The organism is Bacillus sp. SW14 (assembly GCF_047608225.1).
GTDB classification, from domain to species: domain Bacteria; phylum Bacillota; class Bacilli; order Bacillales; family Bacillaceae; genus Bacillus; species Bacillus subtilis_G.
Genome location: NZ_JBLKRW010000001.1, coordinates 666,798 through 686,305 on the forward strand (window position 1 = coordinate 666,798; position 19,508 = coordinate 686,305).

General features: G+C 41.9%; 22 protein-coding genes. 20 read left to right on the forward strand and 2 right to left on the reverse strand.

Features of this window, described 5'->3' with window-relative positions; all coding sequences use genetic code 11:
* Positions 1-50 precede the first annotated feature (50 nt).
* The 6 genes from tuaD to ACMX2I_RS03435 all read left to right on the forward strand — a co-directional run bounded on the left by tuaD (position 51) and on the right by ACMX2I_RS03435 (position 6,925).
* The gene (gene tuaD / locus ACMX2I_RS03410) at positions 51-1,436 is read left to right on the forward strand and encodes a UDP-glucose 6-dehydrogenase TuaD (RefSeq protein ID WP_414956172.1); all 1,386 of its coding nucleotides are present in this window, start codon (positions 51-53) and stop codon (positions 1,434-1,436) included.
* Between the two features lie 87 nt (positions 1,437-1,523).
* Positions 1,524-2,990 carry a teichuronic acid biosynthesis protein TuaE gene (gene tuaE / locus ACMX2I_RS03415; RefSeq protein ID WP_414956173.1) on the forward strand — a complete coding sequence of 489 codons (1,467 nt, stop codon included), beginning with the start codon at positions 1,524-1,526 and terminating at the stop codon, positions 2,988-2,990.
* A gap of 28 nt (positions 2,991-3,018) precedes the next feature.
* Positions 3,019-3,699, forward strand: a complete 681-nt coding sequence (gene tuaF / locus ACMX2I_RS03420) for a teichuronic acid biosynthesis protein TuaF (protein WP_087991566.1) — start codon at positions 3,019-3,021, stop codon at positions 3,697-3,699.
* A 24-nt stretch (positions 3,700-3,723) separates the two neighbouring features.
* The gene (tuaG, locus tag ACMX2I_RS03425) at positions 3,724-4,482 is read left to right on the forward strand and encodes a teichuronic acid biosynthesis protein TuaG (protein ID WP_414956174.1); all 759 of its coding nucleotides are present in this window, start codon (positions 3,724-3,726) and stop codon (positions 4,480-4,482) included.
* A 28-nt stretch (positions 4,483-4,510) separates the two neighbouring features.
* A complete protein-coding gene (gene tuaH / locus ACMX2I_RS03430) occupies positions 4,511-5,704 on the forward strand; it encodes a teichuronic acid biosynthesis protein TuaH (RefSeq protein WP_414958288.1) in 1,194 nt (397 codons plus the stop codon).
* A gap of 144 nt (positions 5,705-5,848) precedes the next feature.
* Positions 5,849-6,925: an MraY family glycosyltransferase gene (locus ACMX2I_RS03435; protein WP_087991564.1), complete on the forward strand. Its 1,077-nt coding sequence runs from the start codon at positions 5,849-5,851 to the stop codon at positions 6,923-6,925.
* Positions 6,926-6,998: 73 nt separating this feature from the next.
* On the opposite strand, the gene ACMX2I_RS03440 is transcribed toward ACMX2I_RS03435, so the two are convergent.
* Positions 6,999-8,111, reverse strand: a complete 1,113-nt coding sequence (locus ACMX2I_RS03440; RefSeq protein ID WP_414956175.1) for an LCP family protein — start codon at positions 8,109-8,111, stop codon at positions 6,999-7,001.
* A gap of 2 nt (positions 8,112-8,113) precedes the next feature.
* Positions 8,114-8,764 (reverse strand): YigZ family protein, encoded by a 651-nt coding sequence (locus tag ACMX2I_RS03445; RefSeq protein WP_087991562.1) that lies wholly within the window; start codon positions 8,762-8,764, stop codon positions 8,114-8,116.
* A gap of 216 nt (positions 8,765-8,980) precedes the next feature.
* On the opposite strand from ACMX2I_RS03445, the gene degS reads away from it, so the two are divergent.
* The 14 genes from degS to csrA all read left to right on the forward strand — a co-directional run bounded on the left by degS (position 8,981) and on the right by csrA (position 19,466).
* The gene (gene degS, locus ACMX2I_RS03450; protein WP_087991561.1) at positions 8,981-10,138 is read left to right on the forward strand and encodes a two-component sensor histidine kinase DegS; all 1,158 of its coding nucleotides are present in this window, start codon (positions 8,981-8,983) and stop codon (positions 10,136-10,138) included.
* Between the two features lie 82 nt (positions 10,139-10,220).
* Entirely contained in the window at positions 10,221-10,910 is a 690-nt protein-coding gene (gene degU / locus ACMX2I_RS03455) for a two-component system response regulator DegU (RefSeq protein ID WP_003219701.1), read from the forward strand.
* A gap of 97 nt (positions 10,911-11,007) precedes the next feature.
* The gene (locus ACMX2I_RS03460) at positions 11,008-11,853 is read left to right on the forward strand and encodes a DegV family protein (RefSeq protein ID WP_414956176.1); all 846 of its coding nucleotides are present in this window, start codon (positions 11,008-11,010) and stop codon (positions 11,851-11,853) included.
* Between the two features lie 104 nt (positions 11,854-11,957).
* Positions 11,958-13,352 (forward strand): ATP-dependent helicase ComFA, encoded by a 1,395-nt coding sequence (comFA, locus tag ACMX2I_RS03465; RefSeq protein ID WP_414956177.1) that lies wholly within the window; start codon positions 11,958-11,960, stop codon positions 13,350-13,352.
* A gap of 59 nt (positions 13,353-13,411) precedes the next feature.
* Positions 13,412-13,708, forward strand: coding sequence for a late competence protein ComFB (gene comFB, locus ACMX2I_RS03470; RefSeq protein WP_414956178.1), 297 nt, complete (start codon positions 13,412-13,414; stop codon positions 13,706-13,708).
* On the forward strand, positions 13,672-14,394 hold the full coding sequence (locus ACMX2I_RS03475; protein ID WP_414956179.1) for a ComF family protein: 723 nt from the start codon (positions 13,672-13,674) through the stop codon (positions 14,392-14,394). The genes comFB and ACMX2I_RS03475 overlap by 37 nt, the downstream gene beginning before the upstream one ends.
* 69 nt (positions 14,395-14,463) lie before the next feature.
* The gene (locus tag ACMX2I_RS03480; protein ID WP_148962628.1) at positions 14,464-14,883 is read left to right on the forward strand and encodes a TIGR03826 family flagellar region protein; all 420 of its coding nucleotides are present in this window, start codon (positions 14,464-14,466) and stop codon (positions 14,881-14,883) included.
* Between the two features lie 79 nt (positions 14,884-14,962).
* A complete protein-coding gene (flgM, locus tag ACMX2I_RS03485) occupies positions 14,963-15,229 on the forward strand; it encodes a flagellar biosynthesis anti-sigma factor FlgM (protein ID WP_087991557.1) in 267 nt (88 codons plus the stop codon).
* Between the two features lie 14 nt (positions 15,230-15,243).
* The gene (flgN, locus tag ACMX2I_RS03490; RefSeq protein WP_414956180.1) at positions 15,244-15,726 is read left to right on the forward strand and encodes a flagellar protein FlgN; all 483 of its coding nucleotides are present in this window, start codon (positions 15,244-15,246) and stop codon (positions 15,724-15,726) included.
* Positions 15,727-15,744: 18 nt separating this feature from the next.
* Entirely contained in the window at positions 15,745-17,268 is a 1,524-nt protein-coding gene (gene flgK / locus ACMX2I_RS03495; RefSeq protein WP_414956181.1) for a flagellar hook-associated protein FlgK, read from the forward strand.
* 9 nt (positions 17,269-17,277) lie between these two features.
* Positions 17,278-18,174, forward strand: a complete 897-nt coding sequence (gene flgL / locus ACMX2I_RS03500; protein ID WP_202327957.1) for a flagellar hook-associated protein FlgL — start codon at positions 17,278-17,280, stop codon at positions 18,172-18,174.
* 46 nt (positions 18,175-18,220) lie between these two features.
* Positions 18,221-18,796, forward strand: coding sequence for a DUF6470 family protein (locus tag ACMX2I_RS03505; RefSeq protein WP_414956182.1), 576 nt, complete (start codon positions 18,221-18,223; stop codon positions 18,794-18,796).
* Between the two features lie 20 nt (positions 18,797-18,816).
* On the forward strand, positions 18,817-19,248 hold the full coding sequence (fliW, locus tag ACMX2I_RS03510; RefSeq protein WP_414956183.1) for a flagellar assembly protein FliW: 432 nt from the start codon (positions 18,817-18,819) through the stop codon (positions 19,246-19,248).
* Positions 19,242-19,466: a carbon storage regulator CsrA gene (csrA, locus tag ACMX2I_RS03515; protein WP_087991551.1), complete on the forward strand. Its 225-nt coding sequence runs from the start codon at positions 19,242-19,244 to the stop codon at positions 19,464-19,466. Before fliW ends, csrA begins: the two co-directional genes overlap by 7 nt.
* Positions 19,467-19,508 lie beyond the last annotated feature (42 nt).

Genomic DNA, 19,508 nt, shown 5'->3' on the forward strand with positions numbered 1-19,508 from the left:
TGCGACCAATATAAAGAGGACAATCATTTTACAGGAGAGGGATGATCGCTGTGAAAAGAATAGCTGTCATTGGAACAGGTTATGTAGGACTCGTATCAGGCACTTGCTTTGCGGAGATCGGCAATAAAGTTGCTTGCTGTGATATAGATGAATCAAAAATCAGAAGTCTGAAAAATGGGGTAATCCCGATCTATGAGCCAGGGCTTGCGGACTTAGTTGAAAAAAATGTGCTGGATCAGCGTCTGTCCTTTACTAACGATATCCCGTCCGCCATTCGGACATCTGACATTATTTATATTGCAGTCGGAACCCCAATGTCCAAAACAGGTGAAGCTGATCTAACATACGTCAAAGCGGCGGCGAAAACGATCGGTGAGCACCTGAACGGCTATAAAGTTATCGTAAATAAAAGCACAGTCCCGGTTGGAACAGGAAAACTGGTTCAATCTATCGTTCAAAAAGCTTCAAAAGGAAGATACTCCTTTGATGTTGTATCTAACCCTGAATTCCTTCGGGAGGGCTCAGCGATTCATGACACGATGAATATGGAGCGTGCCGTGATTGGCTCAACAAGCCATAAAGCCGCTGCCATTATTGAGGATCTGCACAAGCCTTTCCGCACTCCTGTCATTAAAACAAACTTAGAAAGTGCAGAAATGATTAAATACGCCGCAAATGCGTTTCTGGCGACAAAGATTTCCTTTATCAACGATATCGCAAACATTTGTGAGCGAGTCGGCGCAGATGTTTCGAAAGTTGCTGATGGCGTAGGGCTTGACAGCCGTATCGGCAAGAAGTTCCTAAAAGCAGGTATTGGATTTGGCGGCTCGTGTTTTCCAAAGGATACAACCGCACTGCTTCAAATCGCAAAATCAGCCGGCTATCCATTCAAGCTCATTGAAGCTGTCATTGAAACGAACGAAAAGCAGCGCGTTCATATTGTAGATAAACTCTTAACTGTTATGGGAAGCATCAAAGGAAGAACCATTTCCGTCCTCGGGTTGGCCTTCAAGCCGAATACAAATGATGTGAGATCCGCTCCTGCTCTAGATATTATCCCGATGCTGCAGCAGCTGGGCGCACATGTAAAAGCATACGACCCGATTGCGATTCCTGAAGCTTCAGCAATCCTTGGCGAACAGGTCGAGTATTACACAGATGTGTATGATGCGATTGAGGACACAGATGCATGCCTGGTTTTAACGGATTGGCCGGAAGTAAAAGAAATGGAGCTCGTAAAAGTTAAAACTATCTTAAAACAGCCAATCATCATCGATGGGAGAAATTTATTCTCACTTGAGGAGATGCAGGCAGCCGGATACATTTACCACTCCATCGGCCGTCCCGCTGTTCGGGGAACGGAACCTTCTGACAGATATTTTCCGGGCTTGTCGCTCGAGGAATTGGCTAAAGACTTTGGGAGTGTCAATTTATAAAAAGAAAAAGTGTTACTTGGGTTGAAAACTGTCGGCAGCTTAGGCTCGGCCGCCGGCTCCTGAAACATCAGGAAAGGGGTTAAACATGTGAGTATCAAACGTTCAGCGGTCCATACGCTTGCATTATTGGCCGCTGCTATATTTGGGAGCATTCTATTGCTGGGAGCCAATCGCACACATACAGGTTTCATGCAGATGGCTGCCGTGCTCGCGGTACTGGTGATCGGGCTGTTTGCGCTAGCGCTTGCAACCGCATTTACAACAAAAGAACGGCTCTTTATGGCTGTCATCTATATTTTGATCGCCTGCACTTTTTTAAATAATGCATTTTTCGCGATTCATCTTGGTTTTTTCAGTTTGTTCCTTTACAGGCTTCTGCTCCTTGCAGCGGGATGCCTCCATGTGATCGGTATGATTCGGAATCGAACACATATTGAAAGATGGAACGGACTGCAAGTGAAAGGGATCTTGCTCTTTTTCGCCTTTTGGTTTATATACGGCCTTGTTTCCCTGCTGTGGGCCAAGTCGGTGACAGTCGGCATCAAATATTTGGCTTTATTGGCTATGGGTATCTTCTTCATTTACCTCATTGTCATGTACGTGCAAAAAATGGAGCAGCTGATGATGGTTTATTGGATATGGCTTGTCATGACAGTGTTTCTGATGATCATCGGTTTTTACAATCACATGACCCATCACCATCTCCCGAGTTCAACACTGTACAGCGGACCGGAATATAAGCAGCATTATCCAACATCTGTCTTTTTTAATCAAAATGACTTTGCGACCTTTTTATCGATCAGTTTCTTTTTTTACATCACGATGATGAAAAACATAAAGAATGGATACCTCAAGGCGATTGGCCTTGTGCTCTCGCTCTGTGCGCTGTATTTAATTTTTGCTACCGGTTCAAGGGCCAGCCTTCTCGGCATTTTTGCAGGCATTGCTGTCTACATTTTCATTGTATTGCCGCCTGTTCTCAAGAAAGTGGCCATATGGGTGTCAGCGGCAGGGGTTGCCATTTTTGCAGTTCTATTCGCCAGCAGGATTTATTCGAAGTTTTGGGAGCTGTTTATGGCTCCGCAGACGCTGCATTCATTTCATGACAGGCTTCCATCCAATGTGGGCCGGGCCAATCTGCTGAAAAACGCGTGGCATTTTTTCCTTGATTCATACGGATTTGGAGTCGGAGCAGGGAATGTATCCTATTATCTTGAGCACTATGCTTTATATGATACTGACGATGTGACAGAGGTGCACAACTGGCTCGTTGAAATCCTTGCTAACTTTGGCTTGTTCATTATGCTGGGATACCTCGCCGTTTATGCCTACCTTATATGGGTGCTTTATAAATTTTATGAAAGAAAATTAGAAAAGCAGTCAAAACTGATCACAGAAGGGCTTATTACTGCTCTGGTCAGTTTCTTGGCATCAAGTATCAGCCCAAGCTCTGTTTCAAATTTATTTTTCCATTGGGTGTTTCTGGCCCTCGTCATCGCCGCTGTGAATGTGTTAAGACGATCCAGACAGATGCCTGAACCGCTGTACAGATAAACAGACTACAAAAAGCAGGGAGACTTATATGAACGATATATTGATAAAAATAGCCCGTCGCATGAAAAAAAATATCATTTGGATCATAGCGGTGCCAATTATATTAGGTGCGGCGGGGTATATCCTGCCGTCCCAGATCGCTGACCAAAAGCGCTATACTGCTGAAGACACTTTAGCTGTGGGGAGTTATGATCATCCGGTTTATAACAACATAGAGGAGATTCCCCTTTTGCTCAAGAGCGACTCTTTTTTGAAGGAGGCCCTTCCTGATGAAAAGGCTGAAGATTTGGCTGAGATTAAGGAGAAGCTTACCATCAAAGCGGAATCAAAATCTTTACTGACCTTGGGCTATAGCGACGAGGATAAGGGTAAAACGGAATCCGTCTTAAACGCCATTTCCTCCACCTTTCTCAAAAACGATCAAAAACTGTACGCAGAAAGAGAAGCCGTCATCCGCCGCAGTATAGACGCGCTCGAAGGCGAGACGGTGAGTGAGGATTCCAAAGTGGATAAAGAGAGATTTTTGTATGAGCTGCAAAATACGCAGCTTAATCTGAAAGCGGCCAGTGTCACTGATTCTGAAACCGTAAGTGAGGCGGCTGGCGGCGGAATGTCCCCGAAAAAGAAAGCGGTTCTTGGCGTTATGATCGGCCTCACAATTGCCTTTATGTTCGTTGTCATTCCTGAATTTTTTAGAGAGTCCTTTTAAAATCATACCAATGGAGATGTGATCATGACCAATTGGAAACCTCTTGTATCTGTCATTACACCTTCTTATAATGCGCGTGACTATATTGAAGAAACGATTCATTCAGTGTTAGATCAGAGCCACTCCCATTGGGAAATGATTATCGTGGATGATTGCTCAACGGATGGGACACGCGGCATTTTGAAGCAGTATGAAGAAAGAGATGATAGAATTCATGTCGTGTATCTGGAAGAGAACAGCGGAGCTGCGGTTGCCCGCAACAAAGCATTGGAGCGTGCTCAAGGACGATTTGTAGCATTTTTGGACAGTGATGACACATGGAAAAAAGACAAACTCGAAAAGCAGCTTGATTTTATGATGGAGCGCTCCTGTGCGTTTTCTTTCACAGGCTACAGCTTAATTGCGCAGGACGGAACCCCGCTCGATAAATATATTGATGCCCCGGAAAGGCTGACGTACGATGACGCCTTGAAAAATACGATTATCGGCTGCTTGACGGTCATGATTGACAGGGAACAAACGGGACAAATCCAAATGCCGAATATCAGAACGCGGCAGGACTTGGCCACATGGCTGTCTCTTTTAAAAAAAGGGTTTACCGCTTATGGGATGAATGAATGCCTGGCTGAATATCGGCTTGTAAATAACTCGATATCCAGCAACAAATGGAAGGCTGCGAAAAAAACGTGGTTTGTCTATAGAGAGATCGAACGGCTTCATTTCATCAAAGCAACATGGTGTTTTGTTCAATATGCAAAAAACGCGGTGAAAAAAAGATTATAGCCGCAAACAGAGAGAAAAGGTGATGAAGGTGGAAACAAAAGAAGCAATCATTCATGTCATCGTTGCCACTGCTGAATGGGGAAAAGACCAATTGAGATACAGGCGGCACCGGCTGGCGGAATTTTTAGCTGCTCAGGAGGAAACGAAGGAAGTCATTTGGGTTTGTCCGGCTCCGCGAACCCAAGGGAATGAATTTCAGCAAGTTCATTCAGGCATCAGGCAATTTGCTGTTAAAGACTTGTTCCAGAAAAAAATGTTTCGTTTCGGACGATATACAGATGTTTTTTACAGACATAAGCTATCACCATTACTTGATAAGCTGACTTCTGCTTCTGCAAACGGTGAACGCTGCTGTTTATGGTACACGTTTCCCGGTTTCCCGCTGCTGTCTTCGCTGTATTCTTGGGATCAAGTGATTTATGATTGCAGTGACTTATGGGCGGCGCCGATCAGCGGACGTTCAAATCTGCTGTCTGAACTCCGGCGAAAAGTCATTAAATCGGCAGAGCTGAGAATTATACATCGTGCAGATTCCATAACCTGTTCATCGGATTATCTCCACCAAGAAGTAGACAAAAAACTGACTGCGGGACGAGAAAAGGTGCATACTGTCGAAAACGGTGTGGAATATGAGCTGTTTTCTGCAAATAAAGCGGCTCCCGATCGGAGCATATTGCAGGGAAGAGAAGGAATCGTATTAGGTTTTATCGGGGGAATTAAGCCTAAACTGGATTTTAAAATGATTGAAGAAGCAGCGCTCCAAAAGCCTGATTGGACATTTTTATGGGTTGGTCCTGATGCCACTAATGGCGATGTCTCGTTTCAAGAGCTGCTGAGGCTTCCCAATGTGATATGGACCGGTCCGGCGGAGCCAAAAGAAGTTCCGCATTATATGGAGCTTATCGACATCGGCATTATGCCATATAAAAACTCATCGTATAATCAAGCCGTTTTTCCGTTAAAACTATTTGAATTTTTAGCGGCTGGAAAGCCTGTCGTCGGCTCTAATCTTCCATCGACTTCAAAAATGCAGAAGCCTTATGTATACGAATATGTAGAAGGCGATCATCCGCTTGATTTTATCGCCGCGTGCGAAAAAGTGCTTGGCCAACACGGGGATGAAACGTATAAAGAAATGCGCCGAAACATCGCCCGCGCAAAAGATTGGAATTGCTTATTTAAAAAAATCATGAAATATACAGGGATTCAAAAACATGCGTAGTCCTATAAATTGGGATGCGCGTTTTTTGATTATACGTGTTTCTTTTTGATGAAGCTTGTTATAATAACTAGGGAGAAGGTATAATGGAAGGAACGGTTCTCTATATAAATAAAGACTTTATTTAATCCCAAAGGAGACTTCTTTATGCTTGACGAACGCATGATTCGCATTGTTGTTGCGTTTATTGTCTCGCTGCTGACAGTTTTAATCATAACCCCAATCGTAAAAAGGATTGCGATTAAAATAGGTGCAGTTGACCAGCCCAGCAATCGAAAAGTACATGACAAAATCATGCCCCGGATGGGCGGGCTGGCCATATTTATCGGAGTGGTTGCAGGCGTGCTTGCATCCGGTATTTACACAGAAACAAAAATGACGGCTATTACAGTCGGAGCATTCATCATTATTGTGTTAGGTATTCTTGATGATAAATATCAATTAAGTGCAAAAGTTAAGTTTTTGATTCAATTAGGTGTAGCCATTATGATTGTAAGCACCGGCTTAAAAATGGACTTTTTCTCAGTGCCTTTTTTAGCAGAACGATTTGAGTTAGGCTGGCTGGCTTATCCGCTGACAGTATTATGGATTGTCGGCATCACAAACGCGATTAACCTGATTGACGGATTGGATGGCCTTGCTGCCGGTCTCTCTGTTATCGGCCTGTCAACGATCGCCGTTATGGCGCTATCCGGCGGAAAAGTACTCATTCTGTCACTCTCACTGGTGGTTATCGCCAGTACGCTTGGATTTTTGTTCCATAACTTTCATCCGGCCAAAATCTTTATGGGTGATACAGGATCACTTTTTTTAGGGTATTGTATTTCGATTCTTTCATTATTAGGCCTGTATAAAAGCGTAACATTGTTCAGTATCGTTATCCCGGTTATTATATTAGGCGTGCCGATTTTTGACACAACATTTGCTATCGTCAGAAGAATTTTAAACAAACAGCCGATTTCGGCACCCGATAAGTCCCATATCCACCACAGACTGATGGCCTTTGGCCTATCACACCGGATGTCAGTCATTGTGATTTATCTCATTGGATTCATTTTCAGCATCAGTGCAATCGTGCTTAAAAGTGCCACAATTTGGCTCTCTTTGTTTATTATCTTCGTTTTAATTATTTTTATGCAAATCATAGCAGAAGTGACAGGACTCGTGAATGAAAAATTTAAGCCGTTTACGAAATTTTATAAACGGCTGGTGAAGAGAAATTAAAAACTCCGGCTGAAGACGCCGGAGTTTTTTTTCTGCGCAAAAATGCCCGATCTTTATAGGACCGGGCATTTTTTTAATAGGATGAATCAGTTGTTGAATTCGTTGTACTGTTTGAGCTTGTGCTGCTGTCATTCGAATACGTTGTACCGTCAGTTGTTGTGCTTTTATCTGTGCCGGTGCTGCTTGTATCTGAAGAATAATCTAAATGCTCTTGGAGCGTTTTTCGGACAGTCTCCAGATTTGTGGCATCTGGTTCAAAATAATACGTGTTGTTCGCCCCTAAATATAAATCGGATCCTGTAATGCTCAACGTGTCGATTTTCTTGCTGGTAAAGCCGCTGTAAATCTGCTGTAGCGCTAAACCTTCAGTAATGCGAATATTGGTTTCAACGTTTTCGCTTGCTTTTTCTGCGATTTTATCAATCTTAGCAATGTTGCTTGCGCTTGACATTTGGTCAATCAGTGCATTTAAGATTTGTTTCTGTCTGTCATTACGGCCAAAGTCTCCGCGTTTATCCTGTTTTCTCATACGGGCATACGCCAAGGCTTCTTCGCCGTTTAAATGCATCTCGCCTTTTTTGAAGTAAATCCGTTTGCTCTCGTTTACATCACTTTTTTCATCAAAATCGAAAGGCACATCTACATCAATGCCGCCGACTTCATTAATGACATCTTTAAAACCGTCAAAATCAACTGTGACATATTTATCGATCGGGATTTGCAAGAAGTTTTCAACAGTTTCAACTGTCTCATCTTTTCCGCCTTTGCTGTAAGCAGCATTAATCTTTGTTTTGCTTCCGGTTGTGTCACTGGCTAACTGCACTCGTGTATCACGCGGAATGCTCAGCATTTTCATGGTTTTATTTTTGGGATCAAGGGTAACGACAATAAGAGAGTCTGATCTCCCTTTTTGTCCTTTGGTCGCGTAATCCTCTATTCCCATAAATAAAATAGAAAACGGTTTTTTCTTCATATCTACAACTTCGCTGCGAAGATTTGATTTATTTCCGCGGGAAAGAGCATCATATGAATCATCCGCAGCGCTAATGGTTTTATAAAGTTTATATCCTCCAAGCCCTACGACCACCAATAATGCAAGGGCGAACAATAACATCATTCTTTTTAAAATTTTCCTGCGTTTGCTCTTTTTCTTTTTTCGCACACGCACTCTAACGCGTTCAGCCATTATTAAGTCTCCTTTATGTGATTGACGGCTTTTTCAAGATACGTCAACTCTCCCTCTTTAATATCACTCTTTCCATTTGTCAGTTCTGTCATCCACTCAGAAAATGCGTTTGTTTCTTTTTCTTCGACGTATGTTTCGAATACAACATTTTCGGCATAATGGATTTCCTTTAACAGAAATTGTGATTCTCTTAGTTCATTTTCAATCTTGCCAAGCCACGTGTAATCCGCGGAAGTGTGCATGACGCGCATAAGCTTTCGTTCTACAACACCTATATGATTTAATCCTTCAGACACTGATTTTCCATAAGCGCGAATTAATCCGCCGGCCCCAAGTTTAATGCCTCCGAAATATCGTGTAACGACGGCGCAAGTATCCTTAAGGCCGCGTTTTTTTAATACCTCAAGCATCGGCACTCCCGCTGTACCGCTTGGTTCTCCATCATCATTGGCTTTTTGGATATGATCGTTCTCGCCAATGACGTAAGCCGAGCAATTATGAGTCGCATTCCAGTGCTGTTTCTTTATTTTCTGTATAAATTCCTGTGCCTCTTGTTCAGTAGAAACACGGCTTAAATGACAGATAAAACGCGATTTTTCTATAACAATCTCGTGTTCTCCTGTTTCTTTCACAGTAAAATAGCTGTGCAGCATGCTTGCTGACCCTCCTGCTAAGCATAAAAGACTGCCTATACAAATTCGTACAGTCTTTAGAATTTTTGTGCGTATTTTGGTATCATAAAGAATAGAAGGTATATAAAATTGTTTTTTTCTAGAATATACGCATTCTTTCATTATAATTCGACATAAATTGCAGATCAATTACATTTATAATAAAAATATATAACAACGCCGTGACGGAGGGAAATTATGAATAAAACAAAGATGGATTCCAAAGTTCTGGATTCTATTTTGATGAAGATGCTGAAAACCGTTGACGGGAGCAAGGATGAGGTTTTTCAAATCGGGGAGCAGTCACGCCAGCAGTATGAACAGCTGGTTGAAGAACTGAAACAAATTAAACAGCAGGTTTATGAAGTCATCGAGCTTGGCGATAAACTTGAAGTGCAAACCCGTCATGCGAGAAACCGTTTATCCGAGGTCAGCCGCAATTTTCATAGATTCAGTGAAGAAGAAATTCGCAATGCTTACGAAAAAGCCCATAAGCTGCAGGTAGAATTGACGATGATCCAGCAGCGTGAGAAGCAGCTGCGCGAACGCCGGGATGATTTAGAGCGCAGATTGTTAGGCCTTCAGGAAATCATTGAACGGTCTGAATCATTAGTAAGCCAAATTACAGTTGTGCTCAACTACTTGAATCAAGATTTGCGCGAAGTCGGAATGCTTCTTGCTGATGCTCAGGCAAAACAGGATTTTGGCTTAAGAATTATTGAGGCGCAGGAAGAAGAAAGAAAAAGGGTCTCCAGAGAAATTCATGACGGACCTGCTCAAATGCTGGCAAATGTGATGATGAGATCGGAATTAATCGAGCGGATTTTCCGTGACCGCGGCACTGAGGACGGATTCCAAGAAATTAAAAATCTCCGTCAAAATGTGCGGAATGCCCTTTACGAAGTGAGAAGGATTATATATGATTTAAGACCGATGGCCCTTGATGACCTAGGCCTGATTCCAACTTTGAGAAAATATCTATATACAACAGAGGAATATAACGGTAATGTCAAAATACATTTTCAGTGTATCGGTGACACAGAGGATAGGCGGCTTGCGCCCCAGTTTGAAGTGGCGCTCTTCAGGCTCGCACAGGAAGCTGTGTCTAATGCGCTAAAGCATTCCGAATCTGAAGAAATTACTGTCAAAGTTGAGATCACAAAGGATTTTGTGATTTTAATGATAAAAGATAACGGCAAAGGGTTTGACCTGAAGGAAGCGAAAGAGAAGAAAAATAAATCATTCGGCTTGCTGGGCATGAAAGAAAGAGTAGATTTATTGGAAGGAACCATAACAATAGATTCGAAAATAGGTCTTGGGACATTTATTATGATCAAGGTTCCGTTATCTCTTTGACTATGATTTGTAAAATAGAGCCAAAAGGCATATTGACCGAATGCTAGAGTATATAGAACAATAATACAAGGAGGCGTGGCTTGTGACTAAAGTAAACATTGTTATTATCGACGACCATCAGTTATTTCGTGAAGGTGTTAAACGAATATTGGATTTTGAACCTACCTTTGAAGTGGTAGCCGAAGGGGACGACGGAGATGAAGCGGCTCGTATTGTCGAGCACTATCATCCTGATGTTGTGATCATGGATATCAATATGCCAAACGTAAATGGTGTAGAAGCTACAAAACAGCTTGTAGAGCTGTATCCTGAATCAAAAGTAATTATTCTATCAATTCACGATGATGAAAATTATGTAACACATGCCCTGAAAACCGGCGCGAGAGGTTATCTGCTGAAAGAGATGGATGCTGATACATTAATTGAAGCGGTTAAAGTAGTTGCCGAGGGAGGTTCTTACCTTCATCCGAAGGTTACTCACAATCTCGTTAACGAATTCCGCCGTCTTGCAACAAGCGGAGTTTCTGCACACCCTCAGCATGAGGTCTACCCTGAAATCCGCAGACCATTACATATCTTAACTAGACGGGAATGTGAAGTGCTGCAGATGCTTGCAGACGGAAAAAGCAACCGCGGTATCGGTGAATCATTGTTTATCAGTGAGAAAACCGTCAAAAACCATGTGAGCAATATTTTGCAAAAAATGAATGTAAACGACCGGACGCAAGCCGTTGTGGTCGCCATTAAAAATGGCTGGGTAGAAATGAGATAGTATAATACGAGACTTGCCTTTTATTAGGCAGGTCTTTTTTTAGGCTGCCGTTTCGCTTACAATAGAGTTATAAAGCAATAAGGCAGGTATCGAAGCTATGAATATTGCAGTAGTAACAGACAGCACAGCATATATCCCGAAAGAAATACGTGAACAACATCAAATACATATGATCCCACTCCAGGTTGTGTTTGGGGAGGAAACTTATCGTGAAGAAATCGAATTGGACTGGAAAAGCTTTTACGAGGAAGTAAAGAAACATACTGAGCTTCCGACGACTTCTCAGCCGCCAATCGGCGAGCTGGCTGCTTTGTATGAAGAGCTTGGCAAGTCTTATGATGCGGTTATCAGTATCCATCTTTCCAGTGGGATCAGCGGAACATTCAGCAGTGCGGCAGCGGCGGACGCAATGGTTGACAATGTTGAAGTGTATCCATTTGACTCAGAGATCAGCTGTTTGGCTCAAGGCTTTTATGCTCTTAAAGCTGCTGAATTAATCAAAAATGGAGCCTCATCACCGGAAGATATCATAAAAGAACTGGAAGAAATGAAAAAGACAGTTCGGGCGTTTTTTATGGTAGATGATTTAGCGCATCTTCAGCGGGGCGGACGATTAAGCAGCGCCCAAGCCTTTATTGGGAGTCTTCTAAAGGTAAAGCCTATTCTTCACTTTGACAATGAGGTAATTGTGCCTTTTGAGAAGATTCGCACACGTAAAAAAGCAATTTCACGAATTTATGAGCTTTTAGACGAAGATGCGAGTAAAGGATTGCCTATGCGTGCTGCGGTTATCCACGCTAATCGAGAAGAAGAAGCAGCGAAAATCATTGAAGAGCTTTCTGCGAAATACCCTCATGTTGAATTTTATAACAGTTATTTTGGTGCGGTAATCGGCACTCATTTGGGTGAGGGCGCGCTGGGAATTTGCTGGTGTTTTCAATAACGTAAAATCTCCGTTTTAGCAGCGGAGATTTTTTTATATTCTTATTTTCACCGCTGGACAGAAAATTTCCATTCAGGCATACTGTCTCGAAAGGAGGCGGTGCTATGCAGGTTGTGCCAGATGAAAAGAACATTACTTTCTCAAAAGAATTACAGCAGACGCTCCAAGGCCGTCATTTGCTCAGAATTGAACTCCCCTTTTCCGATGAGATGATTGAATGGCATATCAAGAACGGCTATATCTGCGTTCAATACTCTATATCCAAAAATAAACGGGAGTATAGGTGTAATAGGTGCGGCCAAAATGATCAGCGGTATTTTTCTTTTTATTACTTATCTGGAAAGAAGCAGCTGTATTGCCGTTCCTGTGTCATGATGGGCAGAGTGAGCGAGGATGTGCTTTTATATTCATGGAAAGAGGAAGATGAATCCCATTGGAAGCCTATCAAGCTGACTTGGAATGGCAAGCTCTCAAGCGGACAGCAAAAAGCTGCCAATGTCTTAATTGAAGCAATATCAAAAAAAGAAGAGCTTCTCATCTGGGCGGTTTGCGGCGCTGGCAAAACAGAGATGTTATTCCCCGGTATAGAATCAGCGTTAAATGAAGGATTGCGAGTATGTATTGCAACACCCCGCACCGATGTTGTATTAGAGCTTGCTCCGAGACTCAAGGCCGCCTTTCAGGGCGCTGACATTGCGGCACTTTACGGAGGCGGTGAGGACAAAGGGTGTTTATCTCCGCTTATGATTTCCACCACACATCAGCTTTTGCGATATAAAGACGCGTTCGATGTTATTATCGTTGATGAAGTAGATGCTTTTCCGTATTCCGCTGATCAAACTCTTCAATTCGCTGTTCAAAAAGCTCAAAAGAAAAACAGCACCCTTGTTTATTTAAGTGCAACACCCTCTAAAGAATTAAAAAGAAAAACACTGAACGGACAGCTGCATTCAGTTCGCATTCCAGCAAGACACCACCAGAAACCTTTGCCAGAACCGCGCTTTCTATGGTGCGGAAACTGGAAAAAGAAATTAAACCAAAACAAAATTCCGCCAGTGGTAAAAAGATGGATAGCGTTTCATGTGAAAGAAGGGAGGTCTGTGTTTTTATTTGTTCCCTCCGTTTCTGTTTTGGAAAAGGCAGCTGCCTGCTTTAAAGATGTTCATTGCCGAACAGCGTCTGTTCATGCGGAAGATAAGGACAGAAAAGAAAAAGTTAAGCAATTTAGAGACGGTCAGTTTGATCTTTTAATCACAACAACAATATTAGAAAGAGGTGTCACTGTCCCCAAGGTACAAACAGGGATATTAGGGGCCGAATCGCCTATCTTTACGGAAAGCGCACTTGTGCAAATCGCAGGAAGAACCGGCCGGCATAAAGAACACGCGAACGGCGATGTTATTTTCTTTCACTACGGAAAAACAAAGAGCATGCTGGATGCAAAAAAGCATATAAAAGAAATGAATGCTTTGGCGGTAAAAAATGAAAGAACAGACTAGTTATTATTTGAAAACATGGTACAGTATACTCATATAACCGATGATGAGGAGCTGTAAAAATGCTTGTCAATTCCAAAGAAATCGTAATGAAAGAACTGCTCGACCGATATATGGACCAGCTTCATATGGCCTGTACTTGCCAAGTATGCAAAAACGATGTGTTGGCACTTTCTTTAAATAAAGTAAGACCATCCTATGTCACTGATCTTAAAAAGATCGCATATACGAAAGCTGAGCTGGTAGATAAACAAAAAAACACGGCTATGCTTGTGATTTTGGCTGAATCTGCTGCTGTGGTATCAGAAAGTCCAAACGATTTATGCCAAACGAAGCAGGAGGAGGAATTCATAAACTGATCTGTCTATTATGCGATTCGCAATTTTCTCAAGCTGTTACATGGAGAGCTTTTTTTTTATTAAAGCCTGACGAAAAGGTCTGTCATTCCTGTACAAACAAATTAAAGAAAATCACAGGACATATCTGCTCGCTGTGCGGCAGGCCTCAATCCATTCATGCGCTATGCAGGGATTGCGAGGCGTGGAAATCAAGGGTCAGTGACAGCTTGCTGCTGCGCCAAAACCGTTCAGTTTACACATATAATGATATGATGAAAGAAACACTCTCCCGTTTTAAATTTCGAGGAGATGCAGAAATCATAAATGCGTTTAAAAGTGATTTCTCTTCAGCCTTCTCAGAGGTTTACCCCGATAAGCACGTTGTTCTCGTTCCTATTCCGCTGAGCAAGGAACGGGAAAAAGAGCGTGGATTTAACCAGGCACAGCTCCTCGCCGAATGCTTAGACCGGCCTATCCGCCATGCACTCATCCGCTTGAATAATGAGAAACAGTCTAAGAAAAAGAAAAAAGAACGCCTTCTTTTAGAGCGTATTTTTGATACAAAAAATAACTCAGTTAAAGGTATGAATATCATTTTAATAGACGATCTTTATACAACAGGCGCTACCTTGCATTTTGCAGCCCGCTGTTTATTAGAGAAAGGAAAAGCCGGTTCAGTGGCATCTTTTACCTTGATCAGAAGCTAAATGATTCTGTTTTTATGCCGATATAATCACTAGAAATTAACAGATATATTATCGATAAGGAGAAAAAAGATGGGAGAACTGGCGAATTGTCCGAAATGCAATGCTTTATTTTTAAAAACAAAGCTGCAAACCATATGTCAGGCGTGTATTAAGGAAGAAGAAAAATCATTTGAGATTGTATATAAGTTTTTAAGGAAACAGGAAAACCGGCAATCAACTTTGAACCACATAACAGAGGAAACAGGTGTAGAAGAAGAGCTGATATTAAAATTCATCAGTCAGAAACGGATTCAAATCACTCATCTTCCTAATTTGGCATACCCATGTGAGAGGTGCGGGACATCGATTCGGGAAGGAAAATTCTGCAAGGCTTGTCAGTCAGATATAAAGGCTCAAATGGATCATTTGGACCATGAGGATACCCTGAAAACCGAGAGGGAAAATAGTAAAAAAGACACGTACTATGCCTATAATACCAAAAACAGCTGATTCCCTAAACTAACTGAAACCGCAGTCGATAAAAGGGTTAGATTGTTTAAAGACTGCAACGGAAAGCGAGAGGAATCCTATGAAAATCAATCAATTTGGAACACAATCCGTTAATCCATACCAAAAAAATTATGAAAAGCAAGCGGTGCAAAAAACTGCTGCACAGCCTAAAGATAAAATTGAAATTTCATCACAGGCTAAAGAAATGCAAAATGCATCTGATGCAGTCACTGGTTCACGCCAAGAAAAAATTGCGCAGCTTAAAGCGCAAATTGAAAACGGGTCATACAAAGTGGACGCAAATCATATAGCGAAAAATATTGTTAATTTTTATAAAAAGCAATAAAAAGGAGAAAGCCCATGTCAGCAAAGCCAATTATTGCCCAATTGAAGCGACTTTGCGTTCTGCATGAGCACCTGCTCACGCTGTCTCAGGAAAAGACGGAAGCGCTCAAGGCCGGCAAAACAAAAGAGCTTTCTAACATTTTGACAAAAGAGCAAAAATATATACAAGCAATCGGACAGACAGAAGATGACCGGATCAAAGCAACTTCCGCCTTTCTCGGATACAGTGAAAACAACACCATTTCCGCATGTATCGCCAAAACTTCAGGCAGTGAAAAGGAAGAGCTGGAACAACTATATGAGTCTCTTTCTAACGCTATCGGACGTCTGAAGGAAGTGAATGAGATGAATAGGCAGCTGACGAGAGACGCGCTGCAATTCATTTCAATTTCGTACGATATGCTGGTTCCTAAGGAAAATAACTTCAATTACAGCAAATCAATTAAAGCTGAGCTCCCGAAGAGCAGCCGAATGAAACTATTTGATTCAAAAGCTTAGCAGAAAGGAATTCAGAATATGACATCTACCTTTATGGGGCTTGAAACTGCAAGGCGGGCGTTAAGCGCTCAGCAGGCAGCGTTAAGCACTACCGCAAATAACGTGGCAAATGCCAATACAGACGGTTATACAAGACAGCGGGTCTCATTGGAAGCAACTGACTATTTTCCTGCTGTATCAAAAAACGCAGAAAAAACCGCGGGACAAATGGGAACGGGTGTTCAAGGCAAGTCAGTTGAGAGAATAAGAGATATCTTTCTTGACTACCAATACCGCCTTCAAAACAACAGTGCGGGTTACTACGACACCAAAGCCAAAGCTTTGTCCCAAATGGAAGGCATCTTAAATGAGACGGATGAAAGCGGCTTAAACAGTGTGCTCAATTCGTTTTGGAATTCCCTTCAGGAGTTATCAAACAATACAAATGAAGACAGCGCGCGTTCTGTTGTTGCTGAAAAAGGAAAAGCTTTAGCAGAAACGTTTAATTATCTTTCTGAATCACTAACAAATGTTCAATCAAACTTAAAAGCGGAGCTAGATACTACTGTATTAGATGTCAATTCTCTGCTTTCTCAATTAAACAGTTTAAATAAGCAAATTGCGCAAGTAGAGCCGGTCGGGCTTCTTCCGAATGGTTTATATGACCAGCGAGATTTGCTGATCGATAAATTATCCTCAATGGTTGATATCAAACTCAGCTATAACAAATCAGGCGGGAATGCACTTGCTTCTGCTGAAGGAACTGTATCAATTGAAATACTCGGTAAAAATAAACAGTCGCTGGGAACTGTTTTGGACGGTGAAAATTACGAGGTTTCAGAACTTGCAGCCAATTATGATAATGAAACGGGTTTAGTATCAAGTATTTCAATCGGAGGCGCTGCTGTACAGGCTGAGTCATTCAGCAGTAAAGGGTCCCTTTTAGGATTTATAGAATCTTACGGATATGTAACAGCAGGCGGCGAAGAAAAGGGCACTTATCCGGATATGCTTACTGACCTTGATAATATGGCGCTTGATTTCGCAAAAGCTTTCAATGAAGTGCATAGAAATGGTTTGACCAAAAGCGGCGAGCAAGGCGGGGACTTTTTTGATTTTACCGGCGGTGAAACGGAGCCGGCAAAAGGAGCAGCAGGCAAGATTAAAATTGCTGACAGCATCTTAGATTCAAAAGGCGCGAACATTGCTTTCTCACTGACTGGCGCAGCCAATGATAATGCAAATGCAACAAAGCTAGCGAATGTTTTAACTGGTGATATAACCATCAATGGAACAAAAACAAGTGTGCTGGATTACTATGCAGGACTGATTGGCGAGCTTGGAATTAATGCACAAGAAGCGAATCGGCTCGCGTCTAATACTGAAACACAGCTTAATGACGCCGACATCAACCGTCAGCAAATGAGCGCAGTTTCTTTAGACGAAGAAATGACGAATATGATTCAATTCCAACACGCATACAATGCTGCTGCGAGAATGGTGACTTTACAAGACGAAATACTCGATAAAGTGATCAATGGCATGGGTGTCGGAGGAAGGTAGGTAGATCAAATGAGAGTAACACAAGGCATGATTCAGCAAAACTCATTGAGATATATCGGTTCAAGCTACTCGAAGCTGGATAAACTTCAATCACAGATTTCTTCAGGGAAAAAAATCTCAAAAGCTTCTGACGATCCTGTCGTAGCTATGAAGAGCTTAAAATACCATACGCAATTATCTCAGGTTCAGCAATATCAAAGTAATGCTTCTCAAGCTTTTACCTGGCTTGAAAATACAGAAACAAACATTACTGAAGGAATTGACATTTTAGCGAAAGTCAAAGATTTAGCTATTAAGGCTGAAAATGATACAAATGGTGAAGATGAGCGGCAAGCGATTGGCGTAGAAGTAAAGCAGTTAAAGGATCAGCTTTTAAAAATTGCGAATACACAAGTGAACGGCAGATATATCTTTAATGGAACGAATTCAGACACGCCTCCGGTTACTGATAACGGAGACGGAACTTATACCATTTCCGATACTGCTGATGTTGTGGTCAATATATCAAATAATATGAACTTAAAAGTGAATTCAGATCCAAAGTCAGCCTTTGGGGGTACGTCTGAAAGCGGACAAAATGTATTTGAAATGCTTGACTCATTTGAGCAAGCACTTAGTTCCGACTCACTCGATGGCATGGACAATCTTTTAGAGGATATTGATCAATTTTCTAACGGCATGAGCGCTGAACGCTCTGATCTTGGAGCAAGATACAATCGTCTTGAACTCATTAATACTAGGCTTTCAGCTCAAGAAGAAACATCTACAAAAGTGTTGTCTGACAATGAAGATGTAGAACTGGAAAAAGTAATAACAGAATTTATTGCGCAGCAAAGCGTGCATAGGGCTACTCTTGCTGTAAATGCGCAAATTGTTCAGCCTACATTGATTGACTTTTTAAAGTAAGCGGCTCTCAGGAGTTCGCTTTTTTTATAGTTTAGGAGGTAGAGTGATGCAAATTCCTAGATTGATTATGCACAGTGTTCAAGGGAAAATTGGTTTAACGACGACACCCGCCACCTTAAAAATGGAGCAGCCACAAGCCGATCTCGAAATTGAACAACCAAGCGCGGAAATGGAAATATCGGTGGCACCCGGAAAACTCACGATTGACCAAACGCAAGCATGGGAAGAATTAGACAGAAAACATGTTTTCAAAAGAATTGAAGAAGCCGCCCAACAAGGACATGAGGATGTAATGGCGGGAATAGCTCGAACTGCACAAGAAGGAGACGAGCTTATGAGGATTGAAAATAAAGGGAATCCAATTGCTTCACAAGCAAAGAGGAACTCTGAAATGCAACAAATTCAATTAGGCGAACACTATGCTCTGTCTCTTTCAAGAGTGAAAATACAATATACCCCGTCACAGTTAGATATTCAGATTACGCCGCAAAAGCCTGTCATTCAGGCTGAACCGAATAAGCCAATTGTGGAATATACGCCGGGAACCGTTAAGGTTGACATGCTGCAATACCCTGATTTAAAAATAGATGTAGAAAACCCGGAAGAACCATCCGAAAAGTAAACAGAAAAGGATCGTGAACAATGATCATTCAAACGAAGTACCATGGCCAAATCAACGTAAAAGAAGAACAAATTATTCTTTTTGAAAGCGGGATTCCAGGTTTTTTAGAAGAAAAACAGTTCGTTATTCTTCCGCTTTCAGAAGTCTCTCCATTCGTGGCACTGCAGTCCGTCACTACAGAAAATCTTGCGTTCATCGTTGTCAGTCCGTTCATCTTTTTTAAGAATTATGAATTTGACCTTGATGAATCAACCGCCGAACTTTTGGATATTGATAACATTGAAGACGTGGAAGTTATGACCATATTGACCATGGCAGAGCCGTTCGAAAAATCGACTGCCAATTTATTGGCCCCCATTATTGTGAATCGCAAGAACATGAAGGCTAAGCAAGTCGTTTTACACGACTCCTCATATACGACAAAGCATCCGATTGGAGGAGAATCATGCTAGTTTTATCGCGGAAAATAAACGAGGCGATTCAAATAGGTGCTGATATTGAAGTGAAAGTTATTTCGGTTGAAGGTGATCAAGTGAAACTTGGAATTGACGCCCCAAAGCATATTGATATTCACAGAAAAGAAATATATTTGACCATTCAGGAAGAAAACAACCGTGCGGCAGCGTTATCCAGCGATGTCATCTCCGCATTATCCTCACAAAAAAAGTGAGGATTTTTTTATTTTCTATTAACAAAATCAGACATATTTCCG